Here is a 14,343-nt window from a genome sequence, read left to right on the forward strand (position 1 = left end):
CCTGTGAATCTTCTAAAGCAAATATCTTTGCGTTAAAGTCCGGACATGAACGACGTCACCCTCCCCAACAAGCGTCCCGGCGGCCGCAGCGCGCAGGTGCAGGCGCAGGTGCGTACCGCGCTGGAAGAACTGGTGGCCGAGCAGGGCCGCGAGCGCGTCACCGTGCCGGCCGTGGCGGAGCGCGCGGGCGTCAGCGCGTCGAGCATCTACCGCCGCTGGGGCGACCTGCAGGGCCTGCTGGCCGAAACGGCCACCCATCGGCTGGACCCGAACCGCCCGCTGCCGGACACCGGCACCCTGCGCCAGGACCTGGAAGCCTGGGCGCGCGAACTCATCGAGCACCTGGCCAAGCCGTGCAACACCTCATTGCTGAAAGCCGCGGCCGCGCTGGCCAACGGCGATTCGGACACCGACTGCCTGCGCAACCGCCGCAGGGAAGCGCTGACGCTGGTGGAGCAGGCGCATGCGCGCGGCGAGCGCGCGCCCGAGCCGCAGCAGGTGATCGATCACCTGATCGCGCCGATCGTGTTCAGGCTGGTGTTCGGGAGTGAGCCGGTGAAGCCGGAGCTGGCGGCGCGGCTGGTGGACGAGCTGTTTGCGATCGGGGCGACTGCTCGCTGATCGGTGGTGTGCAGTTTTAGACCATTTCTAGACATGCGAGCATCAACATGTATAGAAATTCGAGTTTTCTATACACGGCAGGCCTAACATGCATGGAAATTCTCAATTCCTATGCACACGCTTGCCCGTCTTGATCAGCTCGACCCCGCCCGCTTCGACACGCCCGCGATTCTGAAGAAACTCGCGAGCGCAAGCCGCCAACTGGCTGAACTCAAGGGAATCGCAGCGGCCATTCCCAATCAAGGAATCCTGATCAACACCCTTGGGTTGCAGGAAGCCAAAGACAGCTCGGCAATCGAAAACATCGTCACGACGCACGACGAGTTGTTCAAGGACGACGTACTGCCCGAGGCCTTCGCCAATCCGGCGGCCAAGGAAGTGTTGCGATACCGGCAGGCTTTGCGCGTGGGCTTCGAACAAGTGCGCGAAAGCGGCTTGATCACATCGAATCACGTCATCCAGATTCAGTCCGAGCTAGAAAAGAACAACGCGGGGTTTCGCAAACTGCCGGGGACGGCGCTGAGAGACGGCGCTGGCCGCACTGTCTACACGCCACCGCAGGATCCCGACGAGATCGTCGCGTTGATGCGCGCATTGGAGCGCTTCGCCAATGAGGCAGAACTGTTCGCCGTGGATCCGTTGATCAAGATGGCGTTGATCCACCACCAGTTCGAGAGCATGCACCCGTTCTACGACGGCAATGGACGCACGGGACGAATCCTCAATGTGCTCTACCTGGTGAAAGAACGCCTGCTCGACATCCCGGTGCTGTATTTGAGCAGTCACATCGTGCGAACGAAGACCGACTACTACCGGCTGCTGCAGGCCGTCCGAGATGACGATGCATGGGAGGAATGGGTGCTCTACCTGCTCGAAGCCGTGGAACTGACGGCAGGCCAGACCATCGAGACCATCAACGCGATCAAGTCGGCGTGGTTCGACTACAAGCACCGCATTCGCAACAGCTACAAGTTCTACAGCCAGGACCTGATCAACAACCTCTTCATGCACCCGTACACCAAGATCGAGTTCGTGCAGCGCGACTTGCAGGTTTCGCGCCTCACGGCAACCAAGTATCTCGACTCGCTGGTCGAAGGCGGCTTTGTGCAGAAGCAGAAGGTCGGGCGCAGCAACTACTACATCAACACAGCGCTCGCCTCCATCCTGCGAGGCGACAAGTAGGTCGGCTTACTTCTCCTTCGCCAACCCCAGCTTCTCGATCACCGCCTTCTCCCGCACCACCGTGTCCTGCGCGAACTTGGTGTACGTGGCCGAGCTCATGTAGTTCGGCAGCATGTCGTAGCGGCCCAGCGACGCCACGTAGCTGGGCTCTTCCATCGCCTGCTTGAAGGCGTCGTGCAGCTTCTTCACCACCTCGGGCGGCGTGCCCTTGGGCGCGCCGATGCCGAAGGGCGAGTTCTGCACCACGTCGTAGCCCAGTTCCTTCAGCGTAGGCGCATCGGGGAACTTGGCCAGGCGCTTCTCGCCCCAGGTGTTGAGCACGCGCAGCTTGCCGGCTTCCACCTGCGGCGCGAAGCCCGTGCTGTCGGCGGCGGCCATCAGCTGGCCGCTGACCACCGCCAGCATCAGGTCGGCGCTGCCCTTGTAGGGCACGTGCTGCAGCTCGATGCCGGCCTTCTGCGCGACGATTTCGGTGGTCAGGTGCGGGCTGGTCAGCGTGCCGGTGGAGCCGTAGGTGAGCTTGCCGGGGTTGGCCTTGGCGTAGGCGACGAAGTCGGCCCAGGTCTTGAAGGGGCTGTCGGCCGGCACCACGATGCCGAAGGCGTAGCCGGTGACGTTCAGCACATAGGTGATGTCCTTCAGCGGGTCCCAGTTGATCTTGGTGGTGTAGCCGAGGCGGAACACGCCCAGCGGAATCTGCGCGACGGTGTAGCCGTCGGGCTGCGCGGTCTGCAGCGCCTGCGCGGGCAGCGTGCCGCCGGCGCCGGGCTTGTTGTCGATGATCACCGGCTGGCCGAGGATCTTGCTCGCGTTGTCGGCAAGCTGGCGCATGGTGATGTCGGTCGGGCCGCCCGCCGGAAAGGCGATGACCAGCTTGACCGGCTTGGTGGGAAAGCCCTGTGCGAAAGCCGCCAGAGGAGAAACGAGGCCGCACGCGGCGAGCGTAGCGGCGCAGAGGAATGATGAACGGCGGAGCATGGCTGACTGGATCCTGACTTGGAAAAGCGCCGATTGGGCCTTGCCCGGTGCGCGAAGGCAATCGGGACTGCCCTGATTTCCCGCCCGGCGAGGGGTGAATCGGGCGATCCGAGTCGCCTGCGCGTCAGCCAGCCGGCTGGCTATGCCTGCCCGAAGCCTTCGAGCACGTTCACCGCGTTCACGCCCACCTCGGCCACAGCATAGCCGCCCTCGAACACGAACACCGTCGGCAGGCCGGCGCGCGCCAGGTCCTCGCCCATGCGCAGGTAGTCGTCGCTCTTCAGCTTGAAGCCGGAGATCGGGTCGCCCTCGAAGGTGTCGACGCCGAGCGAGACCACGAGCGCGCCGGCCTTCACTTCGGCGATGCGCCCGAGCGCGGCCTTCAGCGCCGCGCGCCACGCCGTGAAATCGGTGCCCCGCGGCAGCGGCAGGTTGTGGTTGAAGCCCTCGCCCCTGCCCGCGCCGCGCTCGTCGGCATGGCCCAGGTAGTACGGGTAGTCGGTCAGCGGATCGCCATGCAGGCTGGCGAAGTGCACGTCGTCGCGCTCGTAGAAGATGGCCTGCGTGCCGTTGCCGTGGTGGTAGTCCACGTCGAGCACCGCCACGCGCCCCACGCCCGCATCGCGCAGCGCCTGCGCGGCGACGGCGGCGTTGTTGATGAAGCAGTAGCCGCCAAAGAAATCGGCGCCCGCATGGTGGCCCGGCGGGCGCGTGAGGGCAAAGGCCGCGCGCTCGCCGCCGATGACGCGCCGCGCCGCAGTCCACGCACAGGCGGCGCCATGTCGCGCCGCCGCCCAGCTGCCGGCCATCAGCGGCGTGCCGGAGTCGAACGAGAACAGCCCCATGCGCGCCGGAAAGCTCTTGGGCAGCACGTCGGTGCGCATGCCGCGCGTGGGCCAGTACGACGGCAGCGCATCGCGCGACGCGTTGGCCGGGTCCAGCGCCACCCACTCGTCCCAGGCATGCGCGATGAAGTCCAGGTAGCGCGGCGCATGCACCCTGGCCAGCAGCGATTCGTCGAACGCATCGGGCGCCTGCAGCGGGCCGAGGCCGCGGCGCTCCAGTTCATGCTTCACATGGTCGACGCGTGCGGGCACCTCGAAGCACGGCACGAGTTCGCCGCGGAACATCTCGACTTTGCCCTGGTGGAGAACGTGCTGGTCGTTGTAGATGGTGAGCATGGATGAAGAAGAGCGGCATCTGCGGTGGTGAAGCCGCCCATCATGCCGCACGCCGCAGCACCGCCCGGCGCCGGCCCGAGGCCGTGAGGCCGAACAGGTCCTTCGGGTCGTCCAGCTCGGGCACCAGCGCGATCTGCTGGCCGATGCCGCGCTCGGTGGCAATGCGCTGGATGTAGCGCAGCGCGGTGTAGTCCTCCAGCGCGAAGCCGACCGAATCGAACAGCGTGACCTGCCCCGGGCTCTCGCGGCCGGGCACTTCGCCCAGCAGCACGCGCCACAGTTCGTGCACGGGGAAGTCGGCCGCCACCTGCTGGATCTCGCCCTCCACGCGGGTCTGCGGCTCGTACTCGACGAACACGCGCGCCAGCCGCAGCACGTCGGGGTGCAGCTCGGTCTTGCCGGGCGAGTCGCCGCCCACGGCGTTGATGTGCATGCCGGGCTCGATCATGTCGGGCGTGAGCACGGTCGCGCGGCCCTGGTAGGCAGTGACGGTGGTGACGATGTCGGCGCCGCGCACGGCATCGGCCACGGAGCGCGCACGCACGATCTCCAGCGGCGTGCAGGCCGAGAGATGGCGCACCAGCTTGTCGGTGGCGTGCGGGTCGGTGTCGAACACGCGCACCTGCTCGATGCCCAGCAGCGCATGGAAGGCCAGTGCCTGGAACTCGCTCTGCGAACCGTTGCCGATCAGCGCGAGGCTGCGCGAGTCGGGCCGCGCCAGCGCCTTCGCGGCCATTGCCGAGGTGGCGGCCGTGCGCAGCGCGGTGGTGAGCGTGAGTTCCGACAGCAGCATGGGGTAGCCCGTGTCGACCTCTGCCAGCACGCCGAAGGCCATGACCGTCGGCAGCCCGACCTGCGTGTTGTGGGGATGCCCGTTGACGTACTTGAAGGCATAGGCGCCGTCGTCGGCCACCGGCATCAGCTCGATCACGCCGAGGTGCGAATGGCTGGCCACGCGCGCTTTCTTGTCGAACTCGCGCCACCGCAGGAAGTCGTCGCGCAATGCGTCGGCCAGGGCCTCGAGGAATTGCGGAACGCCGGTCTCGTCCACCAGGCGGACCAGGCTGTGAACATCGATGAAGCGGGTCATGACATGGCTCCTTGCGTGGCCCGCGGCACGGCGCTTCACCCCTTCACATGGTCTCCACCATGGCTGATTCAGGATGCGCCTGCGCCAAGGGTTGAAGCCATTGTGCGCCGCTTTCCACGACCTTGGCGAGGCCCCCGAAAGGCCTATGCGTTCAGATGGAACGGCGCGTTGGCGAACAGCTGCACGCCGTGCAGCAGCGCGTCTTCATCGAAGTCGAAATTCGGATGGTGATGCGGATGCACGATGCCCTTGGCCGCGCTGCGCGCACCGATGAACACATAGGCGCCCGGCGCATGCTTCAGGAAGGCGCCGAAGTCCTCGCTGTTCGGCAGCGGCCGGATCGGCTGCAGCGCCGCCGTGGAAACGCCCTGGCGCACCACCTCGCGCATGCGTTCGGCCACGGCCGGGTCGTTGACCACCGGGCTGTAGCCGCGGACGTATTCCAGGTCGCAGGAGGCGCCGTGCGCGCCCGCCACACCGTTGGCGATGCGTTCGACCAGGGCCGGTACCAGTTCGCGCACATGCTCGCTGAAACAGCGCACCGAGCCCCACAGCTCCACCGTGTCCGGAATCACGTTGAAGGCGCTGCCGCCTTCGAAGCGGGTGATCGACAGGATCAGCGCCTCGTGCGGATCGGCGTTGCGCGAGACCACGGCCTGCAGGTTGCCGACGATCTGGGCGCCGATCATGATCGGATCGATGCAGCGGTCGGGGTTGGCCGCATGGCCGCCGCGCCCGCGCAGGCGCAGCACGAAGCGGTCGGAGCTGGCCAGCGCCGGGCCGTCGAGCACGGCGATGCTGCCGGTGTCCAGCGTCGACATGACGTGCGCCGAGATCACCTGGTCTACGCCCCGCATCACGCCCGCGTCCACCATCTGCTGGGCGCCGCCCGGATGCTGTTCCTCGGCATGCTGGAAGAAGAAGCGCACCTCGCCCGGCACCTGCGCGCGCAGGCCGGCCAGGATGCGCGCCGCGCCGAGCAGCATCGCAGCGTGGCCGTCGTGGCCGCAGGCGTGCATGACGTCGGGCCTCGTCGAGGCGTAGTCGCAGCGCTTGCGATCCTGCAGCGGCAGCGCATCGACGTCCGCGCGCATCGCCAGCGTGCGGCCTTTCCTGCCGCCGGCCAGCCGCGCGAGCAGGCTGGTCGGCGTGGGACGGCTCACTTCCAGGCCCTTGATGGCAGCGAGCTCGCGTTCGAGGAAGTTGGCGGTATCCACCTCCTTGAACGAGAGTTCGGGGTGGCGGTGCATATGGCGCCGCCATGCGACGACCTCGGCATGCTGGCGCTGCGACTGCGATTCGATGGTCTCGGCGATGCCGGCGAGCGAGAACCGCGTGCTGAATACGTTCATGGTGCCGTCGCTCACTCGGGACTGATGCCCGCAGCCTGCATGATGCGGCGGTTGCGCGCCAGCCCGCTTTCGATCTGCGAGCGGAAGGCGTCGGCAGAACCGCCGACCGGGTCCGCGTCCATCTCGTTCAGGCGCGCGATCAGCGCCGGATCGCGCAACGCGGCCACCGCGGCGTCGTGCAGCCTCTTCTGGATGGCGGCCGGCGTCTTCGCCGGCGCCACCAGGCCGAACCAGGTCATCGCAAGCTGGTTGAGATCCGGCTGGCCGAGTTCCTTGAGCGTGGGCACGGAAGGCAACGCCTGCAGCCGCTTCGAGGCGCCCACGGCAAAAGGCAACAGCTTGCCGCTCTTGATATGCGGGGCCGACGAGGGGTACTGGTCGATCGATACCTGGGTCTCGCCCGCCAGCGCGGCCGTCATGGCCGGCCCCATTCCGCGGTACGGGACGTGGCGCAGCCTGAACTTGAGGTCGGCATTCATCGCCTCGATCAGCAGGTGGCTGATGGAACCGGGGCCCGACGAGCCGATGTTGTAGATGTCGGGCCTGGCGCGCACCTCGGCCACCACTTGCTCGAAACTGCGCCCCGGGAACGAAGGATGCACCATGAGGACCGTGGGCACGGTCGCCAGCATGGTGATCGGCGCGAGGTCCTTCAGCGGATCGACGCGGTTGGCCTTCAGCATGACCGGATTGACGGTCAGCGTGCTCACGGTGCCGATGCCCAGGGTGTAGCCGTCCGCCTCGGCGCGGGCCACTGCTTCCGAGCCGATCATCCCGCCACCGCCCGCCCGGTTGTCCACGACCACCGGCTGGCCCAGCGTGGCCTGCATCTTGTCCGCCACCAGGCGGGCCACGATGTCGGTGGAGCCGCCGGGCGCAAACGGCACGATCAGCTTGACCGGGCGCTGGGGATAGCTGTCCTGCGCCGCTGTCGGAAGCGCGAGCTGGCCCAGCAGGGCGGCCGGAATGGCGGCAAACCGGCGACGTGAGAGCTTCATGGGTTGGTGATCCGTGTATGCCGAAAGTTGTCGGATTATGTTGACGCCCATGATCGGCATCCAATAAATTCGCGGCCCTTCGTATAAGCAAATCCAATACCCCGGAGCCCGCATGCACGCCGCGACACCAGCCTCCTCCGTCCTCTATTCCCGGCTGGTCACGAAGGGACGCTTGCGGCACCTGCAGCTCCTGGTGTCGGTCGCAGATTCGGGCAGCGTGCGGCGCGCGGCCGAACAAATAGGTATCAGCCAGCCGGCGGCGACGCAGGCCTTGGCCGACATCGAGTTCCTGCTCGGCACCCCTCTGTTCGACCGTCACGTGCGCGGCATGCGGCTCACACCCGCGGGCCACGCGATGGTGCCGATGGCGCGCAACACGCTGAGCGCCTTGCGCGCATCCGCTGACACGGTGCATGCGCTGGCGGAAGGCGCCGGCGGCGTGCTGCGCGTGGGCGCGATCACCGCCGGCGTCGGTGGCCTGCTGTGCCGGGTGCTGCCCGCGTTTGCAACACGCCACCCGTCATTGCGCATCGAGGTGCTGGAGGCGCCCGGCGACCAACTGCTGGCCGACGTGATGTCGGGCCGCGTCGACATGGCGCTGTGCCGCCGGCCGCCCGAACTGCCCGCGCCCTGCACCTTCGAGATGCTCGCGCCGGACGCCCCCTGGATCGTGGCGGGTCGCCGTTATCCGCTCGTGCGCAATGCCCGGCCGACGCTGGCCGATCTGCGCGCCGCGCGCTGGATGGAGCCTGTCCGGGGCATCGGCGTGCGCAGCGTCTTCGATGCGCTGTTCGACACGCCCGATGCACCGAAGCCCCAGCTTCACCCGATCTCCAGCACCTCGCTGCCGCTGGTGCTCGAGTTGCTGCGCAACCACCGCGTGCTGACGCTGGTGCCGCGCAGCATCATCGCGCCCTTCGTGGAGTGGGGCGTGGTCGCCCGCGTGGCCTACGAACTCGGCGGCGAGTTTGAGGGCCTGGGCGTGCTGCAGGGTTCGGACAGCGACAGGCCGGCGGTGGCCGCCTGCCTGGAGGCATTGCGCGAGGCCGCCGGCTGGGAAGCCCCCGCCTGAGCGGCGGCGGTCAGCGCGCCAGCACAGGCGCCAGCGCCACCCCGGTGTGGGTACCCAGGCGCACCACTTCTTCCGGCGGCGCCGCCGCGACGATGCGCCCGCCAGCGTTGCCGCCTTCCGGCCCCAGGTCGAGGATCCAGTCGGCCTCGGCGATCAGGTCGAGGTCGTGCTCGATCACCACCACGCTGTGGCCACCGTTCACCAGCCGGTGCAGCACGTGGATCAGCTTCTCGACGTCGGCCATGTGCAGGCCCACGGTCGGCTCGTCGAGCACGTACAGCGTGTGCGGCGGCTTCTGGCCGCGGCGGGTGATGTCGTCGCGCACCTTGCTGAGTTCGGTCACCAGCTTGATGCGCTGCGCCTCCCCGCCCGACAGCGTGGGCGAGGGCTGCCCCAGCGTGAGGTAGCCCAGGCCCACGTCCTTCAGCAGCTGCAGCGGATGGGCGATGTTGGGCATGCTCGCGAAGAACTCGACGGCCTCGTCGACTTCCATCTTCAGCACGTCGCCGATGCTCTTGCCGCGCCAGCTCACGGCCAGCGTCTCGGGGTTGAAGCGCGCGCCATGGCAGACCTCGCAGGGCACCTTCACGTCGGGCAGGAAGCTCATCTCGATGGTGCGCACGCCCGCGCCCTCGCAGCCTGGGCAGCGGCCTTCGCCGGTGTTGAAGCTGAAGCGCGCCGGGCCGTAGCCGCGCGCCTTGGCTTCGAGCGTGTCGGCAAAGAGCTTGCGGATGGTGTCCCAGAAGCCGATGTAGGTGGCCGGGCAGCTGCGCGGCGTCTTGCCGATGGGCGTCTGGTCGACCTCGAGCACGCGGTCGATGGTCTCGTAGCCGTCGACCTTCCTGCAGCCGGCCCATGCCGGGCGCTTGCCGGCGGCGTCGGCGTCGCGGCCCGCCTTCGTCATGCGCTGCACCACGATGCCCTGCACGTTGGCCAGCAGCACGTCGCGCGCCAGCGTCGACTTGCCCGAGCCGCTGACGCCGGTGACCACCACCAGGCGGTGCAGCGGCAGCGTGGCGGTCACGTCCTGCAGGTTGTGCAGGTCGGCGCCGTGCACGGTGAGCCAATCGCCGCTCTCCTCGGCCTTCGGGTCGGGCGAGGGAATCGTGCGGCGTGCCTGCAGCGGGTGCCGGATGGCATCGCGCAGGTAGCGGCCGGTCTGCGAATCGCCGGCATTCTGGATGTCGGCCACCGAGCCTTCGGCCACCAGCCGGCCGCCGCGCTTGCCCGCGCTCGGGCCGATGTCGATGATGTGGTCGGCACGGCGGATGGTGTCTTCGTCGTGCTCCACCACCACCAGCGTGTTGCCCTTGTCGCCCAGCTTGTGCAGCGCGTTCAGCAGGATCTGGTTATCGCGCGCATGCAGGCCGATGGTCGGCTCGTCGAGCACGTAGCACACACCCTGCAGGTTGCTGCCCAGCTGCGCCGCCAGGCGGATGCGCTGCGCCTCGCCGCCGGAGAGCGTGGGCGCGCCGCGGTCGAGCGTGAGGTAGCCCAGGCCCACTTCTTCGAGGAATTCGAGCCGGCTCTTGATTTCCGGCACCAAGTCGCGCGCGATCTCGGCTTCGCGGCCCGTGAGCGCCAGCCCTTCGAACCACTGGCGCACCTCGGTCACGCTCATGCGCGCAAGCTCGGTGATGCCGATGCCGCCCGTGCCGTCGGCCGCGGTGCCGAAGCCCACGGCGCGGGCGGTGGCGTTCAGGCGCGTGCCCTCGCAGGTCGGGCAGACCACGTCGGCCAGGTCCTCGACCTCGGGTTCGGCGAAGGTCTGCTCGCGGCCCTTGTTGTCGTCGTCGCGCACGGAGTCGTCGAACACCTTGCGCTGGTCCTTGCTGAGCTTGACGCCGGTGCCCACGCAATCGGGGCACCAGCCGTGCTTGCTGTTGTAGCTGAACAGGCGCGGATCGAGCTCGGCATAGCTGGTGCTGCACACCGGGCAGGCGCGCAGCGTGGAGAACACGTTCACGCGGCCGATGCCCGCGGCGGACACGCCCGCCATCATCGCGGCGCGCAGGCCGTCGAGTTCGCTCAGCACATGCACCACGCCCTTGCCGTGTTCGAGCGCCCTGGTCAGCGCCTCGCGCAGTTCGGTTTCCTTCGACGGCAGCACGTCGAGGCTGGCCACGGGCAGCTCGATGCTGTGTTCCTTGAAGCGGTCGATGCGCGGGAAGCCGGTGGTCGGCAGGAAGTCGCCGTCCACGCGCAGGTGCGTGAAGCCGCGCGGGCGCGCCCAGTCGGCCAGCTCGGTGTACACGCCCTTGCGGTTGCTCACCAGCGGCGCGAGCAGGCCGATGTGCTGGCCCTTGAAGTTGCGCATCAGCTGCGCGGCGATGCTGTCGGGCGTCTGCGGCTGCACGGCGGCGCCGTCGTGAATGCAGTGCTGGATGCCCAGCTTGACGTACAGCAGCCGCAGGAAGTGCCACACCTCGGTGGTGGTGCCCACCGTGCTCTTGCGGCCGCCGCGCGACAGGCGCTGCTCGATGGCCACGGTCGGCGGAATGCCGTACACCGCGTCCACCTCGGGCCGGCCGGCGGGCTGCACGATGCTGCGCGCATAGGCGTTGAGCGACTCGAGGTACCGGCGCTGGCCTTCGTTGAAGAGAATGTCGAACGCGAGCGTCGACTTGCCGGAGCCGCTCACGCCGGTCACCACGCTGAACTTGCCGCGCGGAATGTCCACGCTCAGGTTCTTCAGGTTGTGCTCGCGCGCGTTGACGATCTTGATGGCATTGCTGCCCGGCGCCGTCTTCGCGTTGGCGATGTAGCGGCGCGCGGCGCGCTCGGCCACCTTGTAGGCGTCGGGGCCGATGGCAAGCTCGTAGTCGGCCAGCGCGGCGCCGGTGAGCGAGGCGCGGTTCTCGCGCAGCTGCTCGGGCGTGCCTTCGGCCACCACCTGGCCGCCGCCCTCGCCTCCTTCGGGGCCGAGGTCGATGAGCCAGTCGCTCGCGCGGATCACGTCGAGGTTGTGCTCGATCACTATCAGCGAATGCCCCGCGTCCAGCAGCTTGCGCAGCGCGCGCATCAGCCGCGCGATGTCGTCGAAGTGCAGGCCGGTGGTCGGCTCGTCGAACAGGAACAGGGTGCCCTTGCGCGCCACCGACTGCTTGCTGGCGGTCGCGTTCTTCGCGGCCTCGGCCAGGAAGCCGGCGAGCTTCAGGCGCTGCGCCTCGCCGCCGGAAAGCGTGGGCACGGGCTGGCCCAGCTTGACGTAGTCCAGGCCCACGTCGGAGATGGGTTGCAGCACGCGCAGCACGTCGCGGTCGGCCTCGAACACCGCCGCCGCTTCGGCCACGGTGAGGTCGAGCACGTCGGCCACGTTGTAGCTCCTGCCCTTGCGCTCCACGCGCACTTCGAGGATCTCGGGGCGGTAGCGCTTGCCGTCGCAGTCGGGGCAGCGCAGGTACACGTCGGACAGGAACTGCATCTCGACGTGCTCGAAGCCCGAGCCGCCGCAGGTGGGGCAGCGCCCGTCGCCGGAGTTGAAGCTGAACTTGCTCGCGGTGTAGCCGCGCTGGCGCGACAGCGCCGCGGTCGCGAAAATTTCGCGGATGGCGTCCCACGCGCCCACGTAGCTCGCGGGGTTGGAACGCGCGGTCTTGCCGATGGGCGACTGGTCGACGAACACCACGTCGCCGAGGTGGTCGGCACCGAGCATGCGGTCGTGCGCGCCGGGCGTTTCCGTGGCCTTGCCGAAGTGGCGCATGAGCGCGGGCGCCAGCACGTCCTGTATGAGCGTGGACTTGCCCGAGCCGCTGACGCCGGTGACGCACACCAGCCGCGCCAGCGGAAACTCGACCGTCACGTCCTTCAGGTTGTGCTCGCGCACGCCTTCGAGGATGAGCCGGTGCGTGTTCTCGCTCACCAGCCGCTTGAAGCCCATGCCGATCTTCTTGCGACCGCCCAGGTACTGGCCGGTGAGCGTGTCGGCGTCGCGCAACTGGTCGGTGGTGCCGTCGAACACGATCTGCCCGCCGCGCGCGCCGGGGCCGGGGCCCATGTCGATCACGCGGTCGGCGGCCAGCATCACGGCCGGGTCGTGCTCGACCACCACCAGCGTGTTGCCCGCGTCGCGCAGGCGAAGCATGGCCTCGGTGATGCGGTTCATGTCGCGCGGATGCAGGCCGATGCTGGGCTCGTCGAGCACGAACAGCGTGTTGACCAGCGAAGTGCCGAGCGCGGTGGTGAGGTTGATGCGCTGCACCTCGCCGCCGCTCAGCGTGCGGCTCTGGCGATCCAGCGTGAGGTAGCCGATGCCGACGTCGTGCAGGTAGCGCAGGCGGGTGGTGATTTCTTCGAACAGCAGCTTCAGCGCCTGCGCCTCGCCCTGTCTTGCTCCTTCCCCCGCCGGGGGAAGGTCGGGATGGGGGCTCTCGGCCTCCACCACGGCCACGGCCTTTGCGGAGGCCGCGTGCCCCCACCCCTGCCCTCCCCCAGCGGGGGAGGGAGCCATGCCGTTGCCCATGCGGTCGAAGAACCTGCGCAGCCTCTCGATGGGCAACAGCATCAGGTCATGCAGGCACAGCCCCGGCAGCGCCTCCAGCTGCGCGCGCGTCCACTTCGCGCCGGTCGGCATGAAGCGCTTCCCGGGCGGCAGCACCGCGTCGGCGTCTTCCTTGCTGCCGATGCGCCAGATCAGGCTGTCGAGCTTCAGCCGTGCGCCGCTGCAGGTCGGGCACTGCGTGTAGCTGCGGTACTTGGACAAGAGCACGCGGATGTGCATCTTGTAGGCCTTGCTCTCCAGGTAGGCGAAGAAGCGGCGCACGCCGTACCACTGCTTGTTCCAGTTGCCTTCCTTGTAGTTCGGCGTGCCCTCGATCACCCAGTGCTTCTGCTCGTCGGTGAGCTTGTTCCAGGGCGTGTCGCGCGGAATGCCCGCCGTCTCGGCGTGGCGCATGAGGTCGTCCTGCGCTTCTTTCCACGCGGGCGTCTGGATGGTCTTGATGGCGCCCGCGCGCAGCGTGAGCTTGTCGTTCGGAATCACCAGGCCCAGGTCGACGCCGATCACGCGGCCGAAGCCGCGGCAGGTGTCGCAGGCGCCCACGGCCGAGTTGAACGAGAACATCGACGGGATCGGGTCGGCGTAGCGGATGTCGCTCTCGGGGCAGTGCAGGCCGGTCGAAAATTTCCACACATCGGTTGCAGCGTTTTCCTCGGCTCCCGTGGCATGCACGGTGACGCGCCCGCTGCCGCGCTTGAGCGCGACCTCGATGGCCTCCACCACGCGCGAACGCTCGGCGCTCGAGGCGCGGAAGCGGTCCGCCACCACGTCCAGCACCTTGCGCGGGCCGGTGGGCGTGGCCACTTCGCGCTCGGCCTGCACGCGCGTGAAGCCGCTGGCCGACAGCCACTGCGTGACTTCCTCCGCCGTGGTGCTCGCGGGAAGCTCGACCGGGAAGGTGACGACCAGGCGCGGGTCGCCCGCAGCCGCTGCGCGCTCGACGATCTGCGCATAGATGCTGTCGGGCGAGTCGTGCCGCACCGGCAGCGCGGTTTCGCGGTCGAACAGATCGGCCGCGCGCGCGAACAACAGCTTCAGGTGGTCGTTCAGCTCGGTCATGGTGCCGACCGTGGAACGCGAGGAGCGCACCGGGTTGGTCTGGTCGATGGCGATGGCGGGCGGCACGCCCTCCACCTTGTCGACGGCCGGCTTGTCCATGCGGTCCAGGAACTGGCGCGCATAGGCGGAGAAGGTCTCCACGTAGCGCCGCTGTCCTTCGGCATAGAGGGTGTCGAACACGAGGCTCGACTTGCCCGAGCCGCTGGGCCCGGTGACCACGGTCATCTCGCCGGTGCGGATGTCGAGGTCGAGGTTCTGGAGATTGTGCTGGCGCGCGCCGCGAATCCGGATGGAGCCCTGTGTCATGAATGC

General features: G+C 68.3%; 9 protein-coding genes. 3 read left to right on the plus strand and 6 right to left on the minus strand.

Annotated elements, in window-relative coordinates:
- Window positions 1-45 precede the first annotated feature (45 nt).
- Together QRN67_RS26195 and QRN67_RS26200 are read left to right on the plus strand one after the other, a co-directional pair.
- Window positions 46-621 (plus strand): TetR/AcrR family transcriptional regulator, encoded by a 576-nt coding sequence (locus QRN67_RS26195; RefSeq protein WP_285414217.1) that lies wholly within the window; start codon window positions 46-48, stop codon window positions 619-621.
- A gap of 111 nt (window positions 622-732) precedes the next feature.
- Window positions 733-1,803 carry a Fic family protein gene (locus QRN67_RS26200; protein WP_081269673.1) on the plus strand — a complete coding sequence of 357 codons (1,071 nt, stop codon included), beginning with the start codon at window positions 733-735 and terminating at the stop codon, window positions 1,801-1,803.
- 6 nt (window positions 1,804-1,809) lie between these two features.
- Here the strand turns inward: QRN67_RS26200 and QRN67_RS26205 are convergent, their stop codons facing one another.
- From QRN67_RS26205 to QRN67_RS26225, 5 genes are all read right to left on the minus strand, one after another.
- Complete coding sequence (locus QRN67_RS26205; RefSeq protein WP_081269672.1) at window positions 1,810-2,781, minus strand: Bug family tripartite tricarboxylate transporter substrate binding protein; 972 nt, start codon at window positions 2,779-2,781, stop codon at window positions 1,810-1,812.
- 140 nt (window positions 2,782-2,921) lie between these two features.
- Window positions 2,922-3,962, minus strand: coding sequence for a histone deacetylase family protein (locus QRN67_RS26210; protein ID WP_285414218.1), 1,041 nt, complete (start codon window positions 3,960-3,962; stop codon window positions 2,922-2,924).
- Window positions 3,963-4,002: 40 nt separating this feature from the next.
- The gene (ocd, locus tag QRN67_RS26215; protein WP_285414219.1) at window positions 4,003-5,052 is read right to left on the minus strand and encodes an ornithine cyclodeaminase; all 1,050 of its coding nucleotides are present in this window, start codon (window positions 5,050-5,052) and stop codon (window positions 4,003-4,005) included.
- Between the two features lie 143 nt (window positions 5,053-5,195).
- Window positions 5,196-6,404, minus strand: a complete 1,209-nt coding sequence (locus tag QRN67_RS26220; RefSeq protein WP_081269706.1) for an amidohydrolase — start codon at window positions 6,402-6,404, stop codon at window positions 5,196-5,198.
- 11 nt (window positions 6,405-6,415) lie between these two features.
- Window positions 6,416-7,402 carry a Bug family tripartite tricarboxylate transporter substrate binding protein gene (locus tag QRN67_RS26225; RefSeq protein WP_285414220.1) on the minus strand — a complete coding sequence of 329 codons (987 nt, stop codon included), beginning with the start codon at window positions 7,400-7,402 and terminating at the stop codon, window positions 6,416-6,418.
- A 112-nt stretch (window positions 7,403-7,514) separates the two neighbouring features.
- Between QRN67_RS26225 and QRN67_RS26230 the strand changes: the two genes are divergently transcribed.
- On the plus strand, window positions 7,515-8,474 hold the full coding sequence (locus QRN67_RS26230; protein ID WP_285414221.1) for a LysR family transcriptional regulator: 960 nt from the start codon (window positions 7,515-7,517) through the stop codon (window positions 8,472-8,474).
- A gap of 10 nt (window positions 8,475-8,484) precedes the next feature.
- Here QRN67_RS26230 and uvrA read toward each other — a convergent pair whose 3' ends face one another.
- Window positions 8,485-14,337, minus strand: a complete 5,853-nt coding sequence (uvrA, locus tag QRN67_RS26235; RefSeq protein WP_285414286.1) for an excinuclease ABC subunit UvrA — start codon at window positions 14,335-14,337, stop codon at window positions 8,485-8,487.
- Window positions 14,338-14,343: the final 6 nt, after the last annotated feature.

This window comes from Variovorax sp. efr-133-TYG-130, assembly GCF_030208835.1.
Classification (GTDB): domain Bacteria; phylum Pseudomonadota; class Gammaproteobacteria; order Burkholderiales; family Burkholderiaceae_C; genus Variovorax.